Here is an 18,843-nt window from a genome sequence, read left to right on the forward strand (position 1 = left end):
GAGCCGACTCTGGGAAACGTGGAGCGGCGTTACGTACAGGAGTGCTTGGACAGCGGGTTCGTCTCCTCGGTCGGTCCGTTCGTCGAACGGTTCGAGCACGCCTTCGCGCGGGTCATCGGTACGCGTCACGCCGTGGCGTGTTCTTCCGGCACCGCGGCTCTGCATGTGGCGCTGCGTCTGGCTGGAGCCGGGCCGGGCACACAGGTCGCGCTGTCCGACTTCACGTTCATCGCCTCGGCCAACGCGGTCTCGTACACGGGTGCCGACCTGTTGCTCGTGGACAGCGAGCGCGACACCTGGAACATGAACACCGAAATGCTCTACGACACGGTGCGATACCGCGCCAGGACAGGACGTCGGATCCCGGACATCGTCGAAGTCGTGCACGTGCTCGGACACCCGGCGCGGATGGAGCCGCTGCTGGAGCTCAGGGCAGAGTTCGGGATCCGGATAGTCGAGGATGCCGCGGAGTCCCTCGGTGCCGCGTGGGTGGCGGGAAAGCCGGCGCCCGCGCGAGCGGGCGCGATCGGCGACTTCGGATGTTTTTCCTTCAACGGCAACAAACTGATCACAACCGGTGGTGGCGGAATGATCACGACTGATGACGCCGAGCGGGCTGCCATGGCCAAACACCTCACGACACAGGCGAACACCGCTGGCAAGTACTACGTGCACGACACCGTCGGCTACAACTACCGCCTGACCAACGTCGCGGCCGCGCTCGGTCTTGGGCAACTCGAGCGCCTCGATGACCTGCTCGCCGCAAAACGAGAAATCAGCGCTCGGTACGGACGCGCGCTACACGGCTTGCCGGCGTCACCACCACCGCACGCCCCTTGGGCGGATCCGACGTTCTGGCTCTACTCGGTGCTACTGAACGACGCCTCCAGCACTGCGGCGGTAGTGGCCTGCCTCGAGGGAGCCGGAGTTCACGCGCGGCCGCTGTGGCCCCCGCTCCACCTGCAGGCGCCGTATCGGGACGTTGAACGGCTGGCCGGCGAGACGGCCGAGGAGCTCCACGGCCGAGGCGTGTCCTTGCCGAGTTCGGCGCACCTGTCCGAGCGCGATCAGGAGCGGGTCGTCGTCAGTCTTCGCGCTGCGCTGAACAGCACGCACTCACGCCACGACTCGGCAGTGTGAGGGCAGGCCATGCGAAGAATCTGCGTTTTCACCGCGTCTCGCGCCGACTACGGGCCGCTGCTCGCCCTGATCGAAGAGTTGCACCGTGACCAGGACATCGATCTCCGGTTGCTGGTCAGTGGCGGGCACCTCGTCGACGGCCAGGGACACACCGTGGAGGTCATCGAGCGTGACGGATTCCCGATCGGCGGTCGCGTCGACATGGTCCTGTGCGGGGACACGCCCACCGCGGTGGCGAAGTCGTTCGGAGTCGGCGTGCTCGGCTACGCAGATGCGCTTGACCGCATCGGCCCCGATGTCCTGGTCGTACTCGGAGACCGGTACGAGGCGCTGGCCGTGGCGACCGTGGCCATGCTGCAAGGCCGGCTGGTTGCCCACATCGCGGGCGGGCAGATCACCGAAGGCGCTCTGGACGATTCGCTCAGGCATGCGATCACGAAGCTGTCGGACCTCCACTTCACCGCGACACCTGAGTTCCGTCGCCGGGTGGTGCAGCTGGGGGAGGCCCCGGAGCGGGTGCACTGCGTCGGCGCGCTGGGCCTCGACTCGGTGCGGACGCTCCCGTTGATGTCGCGCGGTGAACTTCTCGACGACCTGGGCCTGCCCGACGAGACGCGACTCATCGCGGTCACATATCACCCCGCGACCGCCGACCCGGACGGGAGCGACGAGGGACTGAACGGCCTGCTCGACGCACTCGGCGAAATGAAGACCCACGTCGCCGTCTTCACCGGAGCCAACGTGGACGCCGGTGGTGGGCGGATCGCGAGGCGGATTTCCCGGTTCGTCGCCGACCACGCCGACCGGGCGGTCCTCGTACCGTCGCTGGGGCAGCGCCGCTACTTGTCCCTCCTGAACCATGCCGATGTCGTCGCGGGGAATTCCTCGAGCGCGTTGGTCGAGGCCCCCGCGTTGCGAACCCCGACCGTGAACATCGGCTCGCGCCAGGACGGGCGGCCGCGGGCGCCTTCGGTCATCGACAGCGGATGTGGCGCGGATCAGATCGCGGAGGCACTGCACCGGGCGATGTCCGAACCTCACCGCGAGCTGACGAACCGTTCGACCTCCCCGTTCGGGGACGGTCACGCCGCGCAGCGGATCGCGGGGATCCTGCGAGCCGTACCGGTCGGCAAGCCGCGGAAAGCTTTCCACGATGTTCAATTCGAGGTCCGAGGATGAACGACAGCATGAAGAACCTCGTCGTGTTCGGAACCGGTGGGCTGGCCCGCCGGATGGAAGCCCTCATCGAGGGCGCCAACCGCGGAGGCGCCGGCTACCGGTTGATTGGTTTTCTCGGAGAAGAGGACCCGGACAAGCGGATCCCGGTTCTCGGACCGGATCGGCTGTTCGAGGAGCTGGCGGCGGAATTCGTCATCGGCGTGGCAGATCCGGCTGCCCGGGAGCGGATCGATGCATACGCGTGTGAGCGCGGAGGGCGGGCGGCCACGCTCGTCCATGCCGGTGCACATCTCGAAACCGCGGTGGAGCTCGGTGCCGGCGACCTGCTCCTGGCAGGCGCCTGCATCGAGTCGTATGCGGTTGTGGGAAGGCACGTGCTCGTCAACGTCAACGCTGTGGTCGGTCATGATGTTCTGGTGGGCGACTACACGACCGTCAGCCCGCTGGCGGCGATCGGGGGCGGGGCGGTTGTCGGTTCCCGCGTGCACATCGGGGTCGGCGCGTTCATCCACCCGGGACGCCGCGTCGGTGACGGGGCGGTCATCGGCGCCGGGGCGGTAGTGGTCCGGGACGTGCCCGGAGGTGAACGGGTAGCGGGCGTGCCGGCGCGCCCGCTACCCGGCAGAGCAGGCTTGACGCCCTCGTGAGCGTCGTGGATCAGACCGGCACCCCAGTTCGCTCGCTGTTTTCGATCGACTCCGCGTAGTGACAGGCCACGAGTGTGCTCGTCGAGGCGATCGGGCGCAGAGCCGGACGCTCGGTCGCACAGCGGGGCTGTGCCCAGCGGCAGCGGGTCCGGAACCGGCAGCCGCTCGGCACGGACAACGGACTCGGCACCTCGCCCCGCAGGACGATCTTTTCGCGCGTGGGATCAGTTTCGACCTCAGGGATCGCGTCGATCAGCGCCTTGGTGTACGGATGCATCGGTCGATCGAACAGGTCGTCGGAGTGGGCCGTCTCGACGAGTGCGCCGAGGTACATCACGCCGATGCGGTGCGAGAGGTTGCGGACGACCGCGAGGTCGTGGGCGATGAACAAGTAGCTCAAACCCAGTTCGTTCTGGAGCTGTTTCAACAGGTTGACCACCTGAGCCTGGATGCTGACGTCCAGGGAGCTGACCGGCTCGTCGCAGAGCAGGAGCTCCGGTTCGACCGCCAGGGCTCGAGCTATCGCCACCCGCTGCAACTGCCCGCCGCTGAGGGCATGTGGAAACCGGTTCCGGTGTGCGGCGTCCAGGCCGACTTTGCGCAACAGCTCGACGACCACGTCGCGGCGGCGTCCGGGGTCGCCGATGCGGTGGATGTCGAGCGGTTCCCGCACAGCGGCTTCGATGGTGTGGCGCGGGTTCAGGCTCGCCCGGGGATCCTGGAAGATCATTTGAACGGATCTCCGCAGGCGCTGGTCAGGACGTCCTGTAGTGATGTCCCGGCCGCTCAACGTGATGGAGCCGGAAGTGATCGACTCGATGCGCGCCACGGCTCGTGCGACCGTCGACTTCCCGGACCCGGACTCGCCCACCAGACCGAGGGTTTCGCCGGGAGCGATCGTGAGCGAAACACCGTCCACAGCCCGGAGCTGCCGTACAGTTCTGAGCCCGCTTCGCACCGGGAAGTGCACGTGCAGGTCGGAGATGTCGAGGACGTCAGGACTTCCCGTGGTTCGCGCTTGTGTGGTCGGTTGCGCCTGCTGCGACGTCACGCCGCCCTCCCCGGTGTCGCCTTCCAACACGCAGCCGCGTGGGTCTGCGATCCCAGCGGCGGAAGCGCACTTCGGCAGTGGTCGTCGGCGAGTGGACATCGCGGCGCGAAGCCGCAGCCGGTTTGCGGGTGCGCCTCGAGGGTGGGCGGCTGTCCCGGGATCGGCGTCAACGCTGCCGTACGTGGAGCGTTGAGCCGTGGACGTGAGGAGAGCAGCCCGCGGGTGTACGGGTGCTGGGGTGCGGCGAGTACTTCCGCGGTGGCACCGGTTTCGACGATGCGCCCCGCGTACATCACCGCGACCCGGTCGGTCACCTGCGCCACGACCCCGAGGTCGTGACTGATCAGGAGCATGCCCATCGAGAGTCGTTTGCGCAGGTCGGCTAGTAGCTCCAGGATCTGTGCCTGGATCGTGGCATCCAGGGCCGTCGTTGGTTCGTCCAGGATCACCACGCTCGGATTCGTGATGAGCGCTCCGGCGATCATCACCCGCTGTCGCATGCCACCGCTGATTTCGTGCGGGTACTGGCGAAGCCGTCGCGCGGGATCGTTGATGCCGACGAGTTCGAGCATCTTGAGCGCACGCTGGCGCGCCTGGCGCCCGTGAGCGAGCCCGTGCAGCCGGAGCGGTTCGGTGAGTTGGTGCTCGATGCGCATGGACGGGTTCAGCGAGCCCAGTGGGTCCTGGAAGACGTAGGCGATGTCGGCTCCACGCACCTTGCGCAATGCTCTCGGTGACAGGGTGAAGACGTCACGCCCGGCGAAGCGAACTGCGCCCGAGACCGAGGATGTCATCGGGTCGAGCAGGCGGATCATCGCGAGGGCAGTGATCGACTTCCCGCTCCCTGACTCGCCGACAATACCCAGTGACTCGCCGGCGGACAGGCTGAAGGAGATCCCGTGCACCGCCTCCAGGGTCCGGCGGTTCCTGCGGAAGCGCACGGTGAGGTCGTCGACCTCGAGCAATGACGATGGCTCGAGTGTGCTTTCGCCGGACGGGATCGCATAACCGGGTTTCAGTTCAGTGTTCACGGTGCTGCCTTCGGGTCGACGGTCACGGCATCGGTGTCGAGGCGGTCACGCAGACCGTCTCCGAGGCCGTTGAGGATCAGCACGAGCGCAGCGATGGCCAGCGCCGGTACGACTGCCAGGAAAGGCTGGGTCATGAGGAAATCGCGGCCGTCGGTCAGCATCCGGCCCCAGCTGGAGCTCGGAGCTTGTGCGCCGACACCGAGGAACGACAGCGCCGCTTCGGTGAGGACCGCGAAACTCAGCACCAGCGTCGTGATGACGAGGAGTTGTGAGCGGATGTTGGGCAGGATGTGCACGAATATCACGCGAAAACCGGACGCGCCGACTGTTCTCGCGGCCACCACGTAGTCCTTGACACTCTCCGAAGCGACCACACCACGGACGAACCTTGTCGCCTGCGGGACGTAGATGACACACATCGCGATCGCCGCGGTCGTCAAGCCTGGCCCGAGAGCGGTCGCGAGCACCAGCGCGATCAGGATGCCCGGAAACGCGAACAGGAGGTCGAGGAACCTGCTGACCAGGAAATCGACCCGGCCTCGCCGGTACCCCAGGATCAAGCCGAGAGGGGCGCCCAGCGCCATGCTCACGATCGTGACGATCGCCGAGATCCCCAAACTGATCCGCGCACCGTCGAGGATCCGGCTGAGTTGGTCGCGTCCGAAGTTGTCGACACCGAAGATGTGTTCGGGTGATGGTGGCGAAAGCGGCTCACCGACCGCCAGGTCTTGCGGTCCGTAGGGGGCGAGCAACGGCGCGAAGACCGCGGCGATCGCGACGAGTGTGAGCAGCGTGGTGCAAATGGTCACCCGGTAGTTGCGCGTGGCAGCGCGTCGCAATGTCCGCATCACTGCCCGTGGCGCCCGGCTGGTTGTCTCGACGGCCGTCATTGCTGCACCTTCAGTCGAGGATTGAGGACCGCGTACAGGATGTCGGTGATCAGGTTCACGATGACGAAAGCGACTGCGAAGAACAGCAGACAGGCCTGGATGGTCGGGTAGTCCCGTTGGGTGATCGAGTTGAGAAGCAGCAGCCCGACTCCCGGGTACGTGAAGAGCAGTTCGACGACGAAGGCGCCGCCGAGTAGGTAGCCGACCTGGAGTCCGACGATCGTGACTGTGGGAATCGACGCGTTTCGAAGGCTGTGCCGGACGATCGTTCGCATTCTCGACGACCCACGGGCCTCCGCGGTACGTACGTAGTCCCGGCGCATTTCGTCCAGCAGACTCGATCTCAGCACACGTGCGATGACCGCGGAGGCCGGAAGACCGATGGTCAGCGCGGGAAGAACCATGCTCTGGAAAAAGGTGCCCAGATCGGCAGTCGGATCGACGTACCCTGCGACTGGGAAGATGCGCAGCTGAACCGCGAACACCACGATCAGCAGGATTCCGATGATGAAGTTCGGGATCGAGATCAGGACCGAGACGCCGGTCGCGATCGTGACGTCGGCGCGCCGGCCTGCGTACCGAGCGCTAGCGATGGCTGCAGGCACGGCGACCGCGAGTGCTACGAGGATTCCCGCGGCCGCAAGGTAGATGGTCCGGGATATCCGGCTGGCGACCTCGGTGACCACCGGTTCCTGCGTCAGGAAGGAACTGCCGAAGTCACCGTGCAGGATCGAGCCCATCCACGTGAGGTACTGGACAGGTATCGAGTGATCGAGGCCGTAGTGGCTGCGCAGAGCTTCCTGCGCCTCCGGACTTAAGCCGCCCTGCGCGAGTTGTGCGGACACCGGATCGCCCGGGATGAACCGCACGATCGCGAAGACGACGAGGGTGCTTACGAAGACGGTGACCAGGCCTGCGCCCAGGCGACCGAGAAGAAACCGCGACATGTTCCCCCTATTCACCTCTTGGCGGCGATTGCGTACCGCCACAAGCCGAGGGAGCTCGGCACGATCATGTCACCGTTGACGCCGGGCTTGTAGACCATGAGGCGGCCGGCCGTGGACAACGGAATCATCGTCGGTTCGTCGATGAAGATGAGTTTGAACAGCTCGTTGTAGATGGACGCGCGTTGCGCGGGATCGAAGGTGGTGCGCCCCTGCACGATGAGTTCGTCGGCGCGGGGATTGTTGTAGCCCCAGAAGTTGCTGGTTCCCTTTGACGAGAAGAGCGGATCGATGACGTAGGACGGCTCCGGGCTGAGGAACCACTGACTGACAACGGCTTCGAAATCGCCCTTGGTCCGTCGGCTGACGTAGGTCGGGGCGTCGACGCGCGAGATGTTCGCGGTGACTCCGATCTCGCCCCAGTTGCTCCGCAGCACCGTCGCGGCGGCCTCGGAGACCGCGTCGATGGTGAGGATGTTAACGGTCAGGTTGCTCGCGTTCGCCTGCTGCATGAGGGACTGCGCCTTCGCGACGTCCCGGTTGTAGTCGAGGTTCTTGGGGTAGTTGCTGTCGGACGGCGGGTAGGGGGCGGTGCACAAGGGTTCGTTGAGACCGCCGCCGGTGACACGTGCGATCGTGGCCCGATCCGCGGTGAGCGCGAGTGCCTGACGGACACGTGGGTCGGCGAGAGCGGGTGATCGGGTGTTGAGGCCGGCGAAAGTCCAACCGGCGGAATAGGTGACGCCGTTCAACTGTTTGGAATCGACCAGCTGTTTGAACGCGCCAACCTGCGCCGCTGGCACGACGTCCAGCACATCGGTCTGCGAAGCGCGCATCGATTGGGCTGCCGCTTGCTGGTCGGTGCGGAGGGTGAGCCGGAGCCGGTCGAGCCGTGGCAGCTCCTTGTTCCAGTAATCGGGGAAAGCCGTGTAGTCGATGAACGAGTCCTTCACCCACCGTTCGAAGCGGTACGGGCCGCAACCGATCGGACTGTCACCGAGCTGGTTGAGGGCCTCGGCGGGAGCGATGCACAAGCCGGGAAGGTTGTAGCGGAATCCCGCGTTGGGTGCGGGAAGAACGAACTCCACGGTCTTCACGTCAACGGCCTTCACCTGGACATCGCGGAAGGCGCCTGCGCGGTTGGAACCCAGGGCAGGGCTGCGGACCTGTTCGACGGTGGCGACGACATCGTCGGCCGTGACCTGGCGGCCGTTGTGGAAGCGAGCCTCGTGCAGGGTGTAACGGTATGTCGTGGGGTTGACGAACTCGAGCTTCTGCGCCAACGAGGGCACGAGATTTCCGCGGGTGTCGAAGCGCTCGAGGAAATCGTGGCACGGGTCGGCGTACCACTGGGTGTTGGAGGCGGTGGTGGAAAGGATGTTCAGTGTCGCGGACGGGAACGTGAGGGTGATGTCGAGGCTTCCGCCACGAGGAAGGGGGCCGATCACATCGCTGTAGATCGTGCCTTCGAGGCTCTGCCCTGGCTGGAGTGCGCTTCCGCTGGCAGCGGTGCCTGAGGCGGCGAGGCCGTTCGAGGTGCTGTTCCCGCCGGTTCCGCAGGAACTGAGTGTTGCGCTCAAGGCCCCGGTGGTGAGGGCGATACCAGTGAATCCGGCGGCCTGTAGGAGGGTCCGGCGGTTCATCTGGGGGTTGGGCGACATGTCTCGCTCCTAGTTGAGGGGTGTTTGTCGGGGGAGTCCTTCGGCGGAACCAGCTGGCCGGAAAGATGCGTGCTTGCTGTTTCTGCGGGTGGCGAGTTCGCAGGCGGCTGCGTCACGAAGTGATCGGTGCGCCAGGGGCATCACCATCGCCGATGGCCGCATGAAGTTTCATCACATGAGACATCCTGTTCAAGTTCGTGTCAACACGCCATGGCTGCTTGCGGGCGGATGTATGCTCATCTGAGACATGTGGTTCGCCAGATGAAACCAGGTTGGCCCACGGCGGAGGTGCGAGTGATCTCGTTCGAATCGGCATGACGGCATTCAGCCCAGGTCAGGGAGGGCAATCAGATCATCAGGTCCTTCCCGGCGGCTCGTGCCTGATCAGGGTGCGGGGACGCAGGGCTGGACCGACGCTGGCGCTTCTTGGCGGGGTTCACGGGGACGAGGACGAGGGAGTGCTCGCGGTCCTGCGGGTCGTGCGCGAACTCGCCGGGATCGATCTTTCCGGCACGGTGCTCGCGGTTGCCCGCGCGCATCCCGCGGCCTGGGCCGCGGCAAGCAGGACCAGTCCCCTCGATGGAGAGAACCTGGCGCGGAGCTTTCCGGGAGCCGCCCACGCCGGTCCCACGGCTGCCGTGGCCGCTGGGCTGACTAGCGAGGTCCTCCTGAAAGCGGATGTGCTGATCGACCTGCACTCCGCGGGTAGCCGTTACAGCATGCCGCTGTTCTGCGGCTTCTCGGAGGGACACGCTGCCTCCCGGGAGTCACGTACCTTCGCAGAAGCCTTCGGAGCGCCGATGATCTGGCAGCACCCGAGACCTTCGACCGGCCGGAGCCTGTCCGTTGCCGCTGAACGAGGCATACCCTCTATCTACGCGGAGTGTTCAGGTGGTGGTGAGATCCGGAAAGCCGAGCTCGACGCGTACGTGCGTGGCGTGCTTTCGGTCATGGCCGCCAACGGGATGGTGTCGGAGCGCTTCACGCGCTCCCCGGCCGCGCCCGCGCAATGGGTTCACGGTACCGGCGATCTCGACAGCGGGATGCAGTCGGGATGCGACGGTCTGTTCGTCACGGCGGTTGGCGCGGGGGCGTTCGTTCAGGCCGGCGCTGAGATCGGGCACCTGTACACCTTCGACGGCGACGAGGTCCAAGCCGTGTGCGCGACGAAGGCCGGCTTCGTGATGTTCCTGCGCAGGCAGGCACGCGTACGACGCGGCGACGTGCTGTTCGTGATGGCCGACGCGAGTGCGGAGAACAGGAGCGGACATGACAGATCGTCATAGTGGGTTGGAGCGCTTTGCCGCCGATCTGCCTCCGGTGACCAGCTTCGTGAGTCTCGGTGAGGGTGACACGCCACTCGTCGAGCTTCCCCGGCTCACGGCCGAACTCGGTCTGGCGCGACTTCGTGCCAAGCTCGAGTCGTTGAACCCCACAGGTTCCTACAAGGACCGCATAGCGGCGATGTCGGTGTCCCTGGCCCGGCGTGACGGGATGTCCGGGTGGATCGCGACGTCTTCGGGCAACGCCGGGATGGCGATGGCGGCGTACGGAACTCGCGCGGGTTTGCCTGGGTGCCTCTGCATGGTGGCGTCCGCACCCGCGGAAAAGCGGCTGTCGATCCTGCCCTACGCGACCGAGCTGCTCCTGGTCGAGGGTGTCGGGAGGGCGGCGACGAGGGCGGCCGAACGAGGGCTGTTCGACGAGGTGCGGGCGGCAGCGGAACGGCACAACCTCTACCTGGGGATCACCGCGCACGAGTTCAATCCCGAGGGGATGCGCGGCGCCGACACCATCGGCTACGAGCTGGCCGAGCAAGCGCCCAGCATGTCGCACCTCTACGTGCCGACTGGCGGTGGCGGGCTTCTGGTGGCGATCGCGCGGGGGTTGCGAAGCCGCGGATCGAGGACGAAGGTAGTCGCGTGCCAGCCTTCCGGTTGCGCACCGATCGCGCGCTACCTCGCCGGTGAGATCGACCATCCGCATGTCGGTGCCTGCAACAGTGACATCTCGGCTCTTCAACTGCCGAGTCCGCCGGACGGGCGGCGCGCCGCTGAGTCGGTGCGAAGCACCCGAGGATGGGCCGGGGCTGTTCCGGACACTGCCATCCTGGAAGCGCAGCGTGCTCTGGCGTCTACCGAGGGTGTCTTCGCCGAACCTGCGTCCGCGTGCGCCCTGGCCGTCCTCATTGACGACGTCCGGAGGGGTCGCATCGGTTCGCATGACGACGTCGTCCTGGTCGTCACAGGAGCCGGGTGGAAGGATCTCAACCGGTTCCACGGAGACGCCGAGCGCCTGCGCACAGTCGCTGTCCGGGATGTCGCCACAAATGTGGACGACTGGATGTCGTCGCGGAGGGCCAGCGTATCCGCGACGTTGTCGGAGGTGCGGTGACCGGCCATGCCTGAAACCAGTGGGACAGGACACCGTGCCCGCCCTGGTCACCTGCGGTGGCAGAGCCAGTGTGTGGATCTCCGAGACCGCGTCAAGCCAGGGCTTGTGACCTGACGGAGCTGCTCGAGCGCTCACGGCGCAGCTCCAGGAGGACCCACCAGCGGAGGAGCCACTGCGCTGGACGAGAACGCCGGCGCAGTCGCCTGGCGATCCGGCAGGCTTCCCGCGCCGCTGGCGCGATGGTGGTGGCTTGACTGTTTTTCCCGCCAATCCGAGTCTTCGACCAGGAGGTACCGTTGCGGATAGCGACTCTGGGCATCTACCACGAGGCGAACACGTACTCGCCCATCGCCGCGGATCTTGAGCTGTTCAACGAGGGCGGCGTTTACCGGGACGGCGAGATCATCGACAAGTTCGCGAGCTCGCACGCGACGATCGGGGGCTTTATCCAGGCGAGCTCGGAACTCGGCTTCGAACTCGTCCCGCTGCTGTTCGGAAGGGTCAACCCGGTTGGACCGATCACCCGGGACGCCTTCGAGCAGCTGTCGACCGAGATGGTAGATCGCCTTGCTGCCGATGGTCCGTGGGACGGGATCCTGTTGGCGCTTCATGGTGCGGCGGTCGCCGAGCACGTGCAGGACGCCGATGGGGAGCTGGCGCGTATGGTGCGCGCGACCGTGGGACCTGATGTGCCTGTGGGCGCGGTCTTGGACATGCACGCCAACGTTTCCCAGCAGCTGATCGACGCGCTGACGATCACCCTCGTGTACCAGACGAACCCACACGTCGACGCCGCCGAGAGGGCAGTGGACTGCGCCCGGTTGCTGGTGCGGGCGATCCGGGAGGAGGTTCGACCGGTCCAAGCGCTGCGGCAACTGCCTCTCGTCGTCAACATCGCGCGTCAGACCACAGACGAGGAGCCCATGGCCGGGTTGGTGGCCACTGCTGCCGCTATCAAGAATCGGCCCGGGATGCTTTCCGCGAGCGTGGTCGAGGGGTTCCCGTACGCGGACGTGTCGCACATGGGCATGTCGTGCATCTCGATCCACGACGGGGATCCGCGGGCAGCGGCGGCGGCCGCGGACGAGCTCGCGGACGAGATCTGGTCCTGTCGTGGCGAGTTGCAGGGCGAGGGGCATGACGTGCGGGCAGCGCTCGACCTGGCGCGGAACGCTGACGCCGGCCCAGTGGTTCTGCTGGACGTGGGTGACAACGTGGGGGGTGGAGCACCCGGGGACTCGACTGTCATCCTGGCCGTGGCCCAGCAGGTAGGAGTGCGTTCCTTGCTGCAGACCCTGTGGGACCCGGAAACAGTCGCGGAGTGCATGGATGCGGGTGAGGGGGCTGAGGTGGCCCTCGAGGTCGGCGCGCGCCATCCGCATTCGGCCGGTCAACCGGTCCGGGTCGAGGCGGTCGTGCGCCGGCTGGCCGATGGGCGTTTCGAGGAGCCTCGACCCACACATGGTGGGTTCCGGTTCTTCGACATGGGTCCGACCGCTGTGCTGGACACCTCAGACGGGCACACGCTGGTGGTCATGAGCAAGCAGACAGCCAACACGAGCCTGCAGCAGTACCGCTCGCTGGGCATCGACGTCCGGGATTACCGGGTGGTGGTCGCGAAGGGATGCAACGCCCCCCGGGCGGCCTACGCCCCCGTCGCGCAGAAACTCGTCACTGTGGACACGCCAGGCATCGCGGCCATGAACCTGGGCGCTTTCGAGTACCTGCACCGGCGCAGGCCGATGTACCCCTTCGAAGACCAAGTCGTCTACCGAAACCGTTGACCGGATCAACGCTCCTCGGTCAACGGGTTCGTGGCGATCCCCGCAGCCACCTCGATCAGCGTCTTGGCCACTCGCTTCACGTCCTGCATGGAGAAACGGGAGGCAGGCCCGCTCACGCTGATCGCTGCCGGCAGGTGTGTCGCGAGAAGCGGTACCGCGACACAGCGACCGTCCTCCTCGTTCTCCCCGTTGTCCACGGCATAGCCGGCGCGGCGCACCTTGGCGAGTTCATCCAAGTAGTCGTCCAGCGAAGTGATCGTGCTGGACGTCCGAGGAGGTAGCCCCGTGGTCTCCAGCAGGCTGCGAACCCGGTCCTCGGGAAGGTGCGCCGCGATCGCCTTGCCCAACGCGGTGGAGTGCAGGGGATCGTGATCGCCGCGCGCGGCGGCCAGGCGCACGCCACGCCTGCTCTCGACGATGTCGATGTATATGACGTGGTCCCCGTCGAGGAGCCCCAGATTCGCCGTCTCGCCGAATTCGTCGCGCAGCGCTGCGAGTGACGGGCGCGCGCGTTCGCGCAGGATCTCGAGGTGCCTCGACTGCATCCCGACGAAGCCGAGGCCGAGGCGGAACAGACCGCGTTCCTCGTCGCGCTCGACGTAGCGGTGGCTCTCCAGAGTCCAGAGGTAGCGGAACGCCGAGGACTTCGGCAAGCCGGTCGTCTGGGCGACCTCGTTGAGGGTGATGCCGTCGACGGACTCCTGCAGCAGGTTCAAGATCAGGCATACGCGTTCGACGGCGCGTACCGAGTAGTCGCGCTCCTCTTCTACGCGAGCGCTTCCGCCCGAAGCGGTGTCGTCCGGGTCCTGCTTGCGACGGCGAGCCACGTCTTCCTCCTCGTTTCGGTTGCCAATGTGATTGTTTCAGAGCTTAGTCAGCTGCGCGATCGACTGTCAGGGGGCCAAGGGCTTCACCGCTGGTTGAACGCGCCCCCTTGACGGCCTGATCGAATGAGCCGTACCTTGAGCACAATAGATTGTCAGTTTTATCTAGTGAAACGCAGCTCGGCGGGTTCCCGGCAGGAGGGGTGTCGGCCGTTCGGCGGCGCGGGAGGGATTTCCATGCTCAACGACTCGCCGGGGACGTGCCTGCGTTCCGCCGAGCTCAGGCAACGTGCGCAGTTGCGAACCCCCGGGGGAGTGCACTCCAACGTCCGATTGAGCGGCGCGCAGGATTTCATCCAGCGGGCCAAAGGGGCTTGGCTGTACAGCGTCGACGGGCGAGACTTCGTCGACTACCTGCTCGGCCAGGGCCCGAACTTCCTTGGACACGCACCGGAAGCTGTCGTCAACGCCGTGTTCGAGGCCTGCCGGAACGGCGTCATCTTCGGAGGGCAGCACGAGCTCGAGGTGCAAGCTTCGGAACTCGTCTGCCGCACTGTGGGTTGGGCGGAGATGGTGCGGTTCGGCGTCTCGGGTACCGAGGCGGTGCAGGCTGCCTTGCGCCTGGCTCGCGCGGCGACAGGGCGGACGAAGGTAATGCGTTTCGAGGGCCACTACCACGGTTGGCTGGACAACGTCCTGACGAGCCCGCGAGACGGTCACTGGGGAACCGCGAGCGCAGGACAGCTCGAGAGTCATCTGGACGATTTCGTGGTTGTGCCCTGGAACGATCCGGTCCAGGTGGCAGAGACGCTGGAACAGCACCGGATCGCGGCCGTGATCATGGAGCCACTCATGATCAACGCTGGAGTCATCGAGCCGAAACCGGGTTACCTGGAAGAGGTGCGCCGGCTGTGCACCGAGTTCGGCGCGGTGCTGATCTTCGACGAGGTCATTTCCGGTTTCAGGCTGGGGTTGGGTGGCGCCGCGGAACGTTATGGAGTCACGCCCGACCTGGCCACCTACGGCAAAGCGCTGGCAGGCGGCTTCCCGGTTTCTGCTCTGGTGGGGCGCAGCGAGCTGATGAGCCGTTTCGGAACCGGAGAAGTGAACCACTCCGGGACTTTCAACAGCTCGGTCATGGCGACAGCCGCCGTAACCGCGGCACTGACGAGCCTGCTGGAGGACCCGCCGTACGAGCGGATCGCCAAACACTCGCGAAGCCTCATCGTGGGGCTGCGGGACCTCGGTGTCGAATTCGGACTGCCGTTGCGGGTGCAGGGGGTGCCGGCGGCGTTCCACGTGTCGTTCGGCGACGCCGACGTTTCCGACTACCGGTCGCTGCAGCAACTCGACCTCGCTCGTTATGAAAGGCTGGCGAAATCGCTGGTCGAGCACGGAATCTGGGTTACCGGCAGAGGCGTCTGGTACGTGTCCGCGAGCCACGGCGGCGACGAACTGGACGCAGCGCTGACCCGTTTCGAGGCTGCCCTCCGTGATGGAGCCGGTCGATGACGGCCGCGAAGCGGGCAAGCCTCGACGGCAACAAGTCGCGGTTTTCCCCCAGTTTCAGCGCCGGTGGCTTCGTCTTCGTGTCGGGACAGGCGGCTGTGGGCTCCGATGGGCAAATCGTGCCCGGCACGTTCGAGGAGGAGATGCGACGTTCCTTCGACAACGTCATCGGCATCCTCGCAAATCTCGGGCTCGGGCTTGGCGACGTCGTCAAGGTCGGCGCCTACCTCCAACGCGCCGAGGACCTGCCGGAGTACAACCGGATCTACGCCGAGTACTTCCAGCCGCCGTTACCTGCCAGGACCACGTTGACGAACTGCTTGACCGAACGGATCAAGTTCGAACTGGACGTCATCGCCTACGCGGGCGACTCCCGTCCGTCCACTTCCTGAATGCCGGAGTTGTTGATGAAGCTGATGCAGCTGGGCGAGCCTGGTAGCGAGCGCCCGGTCGTGTGCCAGGGAGGCCGGTACTACGACCTCATGCCGATCACCCCGGAGATCGACGGTGCGTTCTGGTCTTCAGGCGGACCGGATCGAGTGCGGGCAGCACTGGAGACCAACGCGTTGTTCGAGATCGACGTAAGCGGGCTTCGGGTCGCTCCGCCCATCGCGAGGCCGTCGGCCATCTACTGCATCGGCCAGAACTACGCGGCGCACGCCGCGGAGTCCGGCGACGAGCCGCCTAGCGAGCCGATTCTCTTCCACAAGTCGCCGAACACCATCATCGGTCCTCGTGACGACGTGCTGATCCCACGCGGGTCGGCCAAGACCGACTGGGAGGCCGAACTCGGTGTTGTCATCGGCAAACGCGCGCGGTACCTCGAGACGCCGGAGGATGCCAGGAGTTGCGTCGCGGGTTATGTGGTTTCCAATGACGTGTCCGAGCGCTCCTTCCAACTGGGGCGTCCCGGAGGACAGTGGTCCAAGGGCAAGTCCTGCGAAACCTTCAACCCGCTGGGCCCCTGGCTGGTCACGGCAGACGACGTGCCGGATCCGCAGGTGCTCGAGCTGCGGTCCTGGGTGAACGGCGAGGCGCGCCAGGCTTCGAAGACCTCGGACATGATCTTCACTGTCGACGAGATCATCTGGCACCTTTCGCAGTTCCTCGTTCTCGAACCGGGTGATCTCGTCAACACGGGAACCCCCGAGGGGGTTGCGTTGTCGGGGCGGTTCGAGTACCTGCGTAGCGGCGATGTCGTCGAGATCGAGATCACCGGCCTCGGCCGGCAGCGATCTGTGTGCGGGCAGGCGTGACGCACGTGGACCACGACTTCGCGTCCGCGCTGGCCAACATCGTCGGGCCGGACCACGTCCGGACGGCGCCGGGGGAGTTGTCGGTCTACGCGCGTGATGCCACTCCGCTGTTCCACCAGCCGCCGGGTCTTGTGGTGTTCCCATGCACCACCAGCGAGGTGTCGCGGATCTTGAGCCTCGCGAGCGACCGCGGAGTTCCCGTGGTGCCCCGCGGTGCGGGCTCGAACCTGTGTGCTGCGACCGTTCCGGTTCGCGGCGGGGTCGTGCTGTCGATGACCCGTATGACGCACATCGTCGAGATCAGCACGGACGAGATGCTCGCCCGGGTCCAACCGGGCGTGACGACCGCTCGCCTCGCCGAGTGTGCCGAAGCCAGAGGCTTGTTGTACGCGCCTGATCCGAGCAGCCGCGTGACCGCGACCGTGGGCGGCAACATCGCCACGTGCGCGGGCGGTCTTCGCGGCCTGAAATACGGGGTGACTCGGAACTACGTACTGGGGTTGGAGGCGGTCCTCCCCACCGGCGAGGTGATCCGCACCGGTGGGCGGCTCTGGAAGGATGTCGCAGGCTACGACCTGACCCGCCTGCTCACCGGGTCTGAAGGCACGCTTGCCGTGATCACGGAGGCGACGGTCGCACTCCTGCCAAAACCAGCCGAAACACTGACCGGAGTAGCCTATTTCGAGTCACTCGAGGCCGCTTCCCACGCCGTGGGCCAGATCATCGCGAACGGGATCGTTCCGGCGACTCTGGAGTTCCTCGACAAGAAGTGCATCGGCGTCGTCGACGACTACACCGGACTGGGGTTGCGACGCGAGGCCGGTGCGATGTTGCTCTTCGGCGACGACGGCCCGGCCGAAGTCGTCACAGGAAACATGTCCCGGATGCGGCGGATCTGTACGGAGGCCGGCGCGATCGAGGTCACGGTCGCGCCGGACGTCGCCCAGTCGGAAGCACTGCTCGCGGCGCGCAGGTGCTCCTTGCCGGCGCTGTCGCGGCTCGGATCGCTCACGATCCTCGAGGACGTGAGCGTGCCCAGACCCAGGCTGGCGGAAATGGTGAGCCGCATCGACGAGATCGCCGACCGTTTCGATATCCGGATCGCCACTTTCGGGCATGCTGGAGACGGCAACCTCCATCCGACGTGTGTCCTCGACCCCGATGACGGCGACGCCGTGGAGCGTGCGCACAAGGCTTTCGCCGAAATCTTCCGCACTGCCATTCGCCTGGATGGCACCATCACCGGTGAGCACGGCGTTGGTGCGGCGAAACTGCCGTTCCTCGGCGAACGTCTGGGGCAGGAACAGGTCGAACTTCTGCGCCGGATCAAAAGGGCATTCGATCCAGCCGGAATCCTCAATCCGGGGAAGCTCGGATCATGATCTTCGACAATGAGCTGCTGGCCCGGTGCATCTCGTGCGGGTTCTGCCTTCCGGCATGCCCGACGTATCAGGCCACTGGGCAGGAAGCGGCTTCGCCGCGTGGACGGATCTCGCTGATGAGAGCGCTGGAATCCGGGGAGCTCGACGACCAGGACCCGACACTGGTGGAACAAGCCGCGTACTGTCTGGGATGCCGCGCGTGTGAACCGGTGTGCCCAGCCGGGGTCCAGTACGGGGATCTGCTCGAACAGTGGCGCGATCATCAGTGGCGGGGCAGCAAGGCTCCGCTCCGTGCGCGGCTCTTGATGTTCCTGGTCGCCCAGACCCGGGTGGTGCGGGCCCAGGGGTGGTTCCGCAGGCATGCACGGAGTTCGGCGACGAAGGATGGGCCTTCGCTCATGCTGGGATGTGCTGAGCGAGGCCTGTTCCCGCAGGTGTCCCGGGCGGCGAAGCGGCTTGTGCCTGCCCTTGCGGTACCGGCCGACCAGGGTTGTTGTGGTGCGCTCCACGCACACAACGGTGACTCCTGGGCAGGTGCGCTGATGGCGAAAGCGTTGGGAGACAGACTTGGTGGGGTGATCGTCACAACCTCCGGCGGGTGCGCTGCCCACCTCGCGCGCCAACTGGGCCGGAATCGGGTGAGGGAATTCAGTGAGTATCTGGTAGAAAGTGGTGTGCCGGAAGGTCAGGTGACTATCGGGAACCGGCCGGCGCGCGTGTCCTTGCAGGATTCGTGTCATCTGCGAAATGGTCTCGGGGTCTCCCGTCAACCTCGCGAGCTCCTCCGTGTCGTCGCCGAGTACGTTGAGCTGCCGTCCGCGGCGACTTGTTGTGGTGCGGCGGGTACGTACTCGATCCTTCGTCCGCGAGACAGTCAGAGGATTCTAGAAACGAAGATCGACGAGATTGAGCGGGCGAACCTCGATTATGTTGTTGCCGTGAACCCGGGCTGCCTCCGGCAACTGCGGACTGGATTGCGCAAGCGAAAGTCGCACGTACGTGCCGTGCACATCGCGGAACTCCTCGTGATCGCGGCGGAATAAACTCGTTTCTGCTCCCCGGGCGGCCTTGTTCGCCGCTCCGCCGTGAGTACTATGAAGGCCGTTGAACTTCGTTCTTCATGGCTGAGAAGGGTCAAGCGAGCAAACCGC

General features: G+C 65.9%; 17 protein-coding genes. 11 read left to right on the forward strand and 6 right to left on the reverse strand.

Going from position 1 to position 18,843, the window contains the following annotated elements:
* The first annotated feature begins 18 nt into the window (after positions 1 to 18).
* Genes ABZ193_RS24680 through ABZ193_RS24690 form a run of 3 tightly spaced genes read left to right on the forward strand, consistent with a single transcriptional unit; the run spans position 19 to position 2,966 of the window.
* A complete protein-coding gene (locus ABZ193_RS24680) occupies positions 19 to 1,140 on the forward strand; it encodes a DegT/DnrJ/EryC1/StrS family aminotransferase (RefSeq protein ID WP_162146048.1) in 1,122 nt (373 codons plus the stop codon).
* Between the two features lie 9 nt (positions 1,141 to 1,149).
* Positions 1,150 to 2,319, forward strand: a complete 1,170-nt coding sequence (neuC, locus tag ABZ193_RS24685) for a UDP-N-acetylglucosamine 2-epimerase (protein ID WP_020419502.1) — start codon at positions 1,150 to 1,152, stop codon at positions 2,317 to 2,319.
* Entirely contained in the window at positions 2,316 to 2,966 is a 651-nt protein-coding gene (locus tag ABZ193_RS24690; protein WP_020419503.1) for a NeuD/PglB/VioB family sugar acetyltransferase, read from the forward strand. The genes neuC and ABZ193_RS24690 overlap by 4 nt, the downstream gene beginning before the upstream one ends.
* Positions 2,967 to 2,976: 10 nt before the next feature.
* On the opposite strand, the gene ABZ193_RS24695 is transcribed toward ABZ193_RS24690, so the two are convergent.
* Genes ABZ193_RS24695 through ABZ193_RS24715 form a run of 5 tightly spaced genes read right to left on the reverse strand, consistent with a single transcriptional unit; the run spans position 2,977 to position 8,543 of the window.
* A complete protein-coding gene (locus tag ABZ193_RS24695; protein ID WP_051123574.1) occupies positions 2,977 to 4,017 on the reverse strand; it encodes an oligopeptide/dipeptide ABC transporter ATP-binding protein in 1,041 nt (346 codons plus the stop codon).
* Positions 4,014 to 5,048 carry an ABC transporter ATP-binding protein gene (locus ABZ193_RS24700; protein WP_202961446.1) on the reverse strand — a complete coding sequence of 345 codons (1,035 nt, stop codon included), beginning with the start codon at positions 5,046 to 5,048 and terminating at the stop codon, positions 4,014 to 4,016. The genes ABZ193_RS24695 and ABZ193_RS24700 overlap by 4 nt, the downstream gene beginning before the upstream one ends.
* A complete protein-coding gene (locus ABZ193_RS24705) occupies positions 5,045 to 5,938 on the reverse strand; it encodes an ABC transporter permease (protein ID WP_051123572.1) in 894 nt (297 codons plus the stop codon). The genes ABZ193_RS24700 and ABZ193_RS24705 overlap by 4 nt, the downstream gene beginning before the upstream one ends.
* Positions 5,935 to 6,885, reverse strand: a complete 951-nt coding sequence (locus tag ABZ193_RS24710; protein WP_020419507.1) for an ABC transporter permease — start codon at positions 6,883 to 6,885, stop codon at positions 5,935 to 5,937. The genes ABZ193_RS24705 and ABZ193_RS24710 overlap by 4 nt, the downstream gene beginning before the upstream one ends.
* Positions 6,886 to 6,896: 11 nt before the next feature.
* A complete protein-coding gene (locus ABZ193_RS24715; RefSeq protein ID WP_084506122.1) occupies positions 6,897 to 8,543 on the reverse strand; it encodes an ABC transporter substrate-binding protein in 1,647 nt (548 codons plus the stop codon).
* A 314-nt stretch (positions 8,544 to 8,857) separates the two neighbouring features.
* Between ABZ193_RS24715 and ABZ193_RS24720 the strand changes: the two genes are divergently transcribed.
* The 3 genes from ABZ193_RS24720 to ABZ193_RS24730 all read left to right on the forward strand — a co-directional run bounded on the left by ABZ193_RS24720 (position 8,858) and on the right by ABZ193_RS24730 (position 12,721).
* Positions 8,858 to 9,829, forward strand: coding sequence for a succinylglutamate desuccinylase/aspartoacylase family protein (locus ABZ193_RS24720; protein ID WP_084506123.1), 972 nt, complete (start codon positions 8,858 to 8,860; stop codon positions 9,827 to 9,829).
* Complete coding sequence (locus tag ABZ193_RS24725) at positions 9,813 to 10,937, forward strand: pyridoxal-phosphate dependent enzyme (RefSeq protein WP_084506124.1); 1,125 nt, start codon at positions 9,813 to 9,815, stop codon at positions 10,935 to 10,937. The genes ABZ193_RS24720 and ABZ193_RS24725 overlap by 17 nt, the downstream gene beginning before the upstream one ends.
* A 296-nt stretch (positions 10,938 to 11,233) precedes the next feature.
* The gene (locus tag ABZ193_RS24730) at positions 11,234 to 12,721 is read left to right on the forward strand and encodes a M81 family metallopeptidase (protein ID WP_020419511.1); all 1,488 of its coding nucleotides are present in this window, start codon (positions 11,234 to 11,236) and stop codon (positions 12,719 to 12,721) included.
* A 5-nt stretch (positions 12,722 to 12,726) separates the two neighbouring features.
* Here the strand turns inward: ABZ193_RS24730 and ABZ193_RS24735 are convergent, their stop codons facing one another.
* Positions 12,727 to 13,548, reverse strand: a complete 822-nt coding sequence (locus tag ABZ193_RS24735) for an IclR family transcriptional regulator (RefSeq protein ID WP_020419512.1) — start codon at positions 13,546 to 13,548, stop codon at positions 12,727 to 12,729.
* Positions 13,549 to 13,782: 234 nt separating this feature from the next.
* Here ABZ193_RS24735 and ABZ193_RS24740 point away from each other — a divergent pair, with 234 nt between their 5' ends.
* The 5 genes from ABZ193_RS24740 to ABZ193_RS24760 are packed head-to-tail and all read left to right on the forward strand — an operon-like array spanning position 13,783 to position 18,735.
* The gene (locus ABZ193_RS24740; RefSeq protein WP_020419513.1) at positions 13,783 to 15,057 is read left to right on the forward strand and encodes an aminotransferase class III-fold pyridoxal phosphate-dependent enzyme; all 1,275 of its coding nucleotides are present in this window, start codon (positions 13,783 to 13,785) and stop codon (positions 15,055 to 15,057) included.
* The gene (locus ABZ193_RS24745) at positions 15,054 to 15,446 is read left to right on the forward strand and encodes a RidA family protein (RefSeq protein ID WP_020419514.1); all 393 of its coding nucleotides are present in this window, start codon (positions 15,054 to 15,056) and stop codon (positions 15,444 to 15,446) included. Before ABZ193_RS24740 ends, ABZ193_RS24745 begins: the two co-directional genes overlap by 4 nt.
* Positions 15,447 to 15,461: 15 nt before the next feature.
* Entirely contained in the window at positions 15,462 to 16,310 is an 849-nt protein-coding gene (locus ABZ193_RS24750; RefSeq protein ID WP_027936093.1) for a fumarylacetoacetate hydrolase family protein, read from the forward strand.
* Between the two features lie 5 nt (positions 16,311 to 16,315).
* The gene (locus tag ABZ193_RS24755) at positions 16,316 to 17,692 is read left to right on the forward strand and encodes an FAD-linked oxidase C-terminal domain-containing protein (RefSeq protein ID WP_027936094.1); all 1,377 of its coding nucleotides are present in this window, start codon (positions 16,316 to 16,318) and stop codon (positions 17,690 to 17,692) included.
* The gene (locus ABZ193_RS24760; protein ID WP_084506125.1) at positions 17,689 to 18,735 is read left to right on the forward strand and encodes a (Fe-S)-binding protein; all 1,047 of its coding nucleotides are present in this window, start codon (positions 17,689 to 17,691) and stop codon (positions 18,733 to 18,735) included. Before ABZ193_RS24755 ends, ABZ193_RS24760 begins: the two co-directional genes overlap by 4 nt.
* Positions 18,736 to 18,843: the final 108 nt, after the last annotated feature.

Origin of the sequence: Amycolatopsis sp. NPDC006125 (genome assembly GCF_040614195.1) — a bacterium.
Taxonomy (GTDB): domain Bacteria; phylum Actinomycetota; class Actinomycetes; order Mycobacteriales; family Pseudonocardiaceae; genus Amycolatopsis_E; species Amycolatopsis_E tucumanensis.

What these genes read in the sequence shown, in the direction of transcription:
- neuC (WP_020419502.1), top strand. Translation starts at nt 1,150, where the DNA reads ATGCGAAGAATCTGCGTTTTCACCGCGTCTCGCGCCGACTACGGGCCG.
- ABZ193_RS24690 (WP_020419503.1), top strand. Translation starts at nt 2,316, where the DNA reads ATGAACGACAGCATGAAGAACCTCGTCGTGTTCGGAACCGGTGGGCTG.
- ABZ193_RS24705 (WP_051123572.1), bottom strand. Translation starts at nt 5,938, where the DNA reads ATGACGGCCGTCGAGACAACCAGCCGGGCGCCACGGGCAGTGATGCGG.
- ABZ193_RS24710 (WP_020419507.1), bottom strand. Translation starts at nt 6,885, where the DNA reads ATGTCGCGGTTTCTTCTCGGTCGCCTGGGCGCAGGCCTGGTCACCGTC.
- ABZ193_RS24715 (WP_084506122.1), bottom strand. Translation starts at nt 8,543, where the DNA reads ATGTCGCCCAACCCCCAGATGAACCGCCGGACCCTCCTACAGGCCGCC.
- ABZ193_RS24720 (WP_084506123.1), top strand. Translation starts at nt 8,858, where the DNA reads ATGACGGCATTCAGCCCAGGTCAGGGAGGGCAATCAGATCATCAGGTC.
- ABZ193_RS24725 (WP_084506124.1), top strand. Translation starts at nt 9,813, where the DNA reads ATGACAGATCGTCATAGTGGGTTGGAGCGCTTTGCCGCCGATCTGCCT.
- ABZ193_RS24740 (WP_020419513.1), top strand. Translation starts at nt 13,783, where the DNA reads ATGCTCAACGACTCGCCGGGGACGTGCCTGCGTTCCGCCGAGCTCAGG.
- ABZ193_RS24745 (WP_020419514.1), top strand. Translation starts at nt 15,054, where the DNA reads ATGACGGCCGCGAAGCGGGCAAGCCTCGACGGCAACAAGTCGCGGTTT.
- ABZ193_RS24750 (WP_027936093.1), top strand. Translation starts at nt 15,462, where the DNA reads ATGAAGCTGATGCAGCTGGGCGAGCCTGGTAGCGAGCGCCCGGTCGTG.
- ABZ193_RS24760 (WP_084506125.1), top strand. Translation starts at nt 17,689, where the DNA reads ATGATCTTCGACAATGAGCTGCTGGCCCGGTGCATCTCGTGCGGGTTC.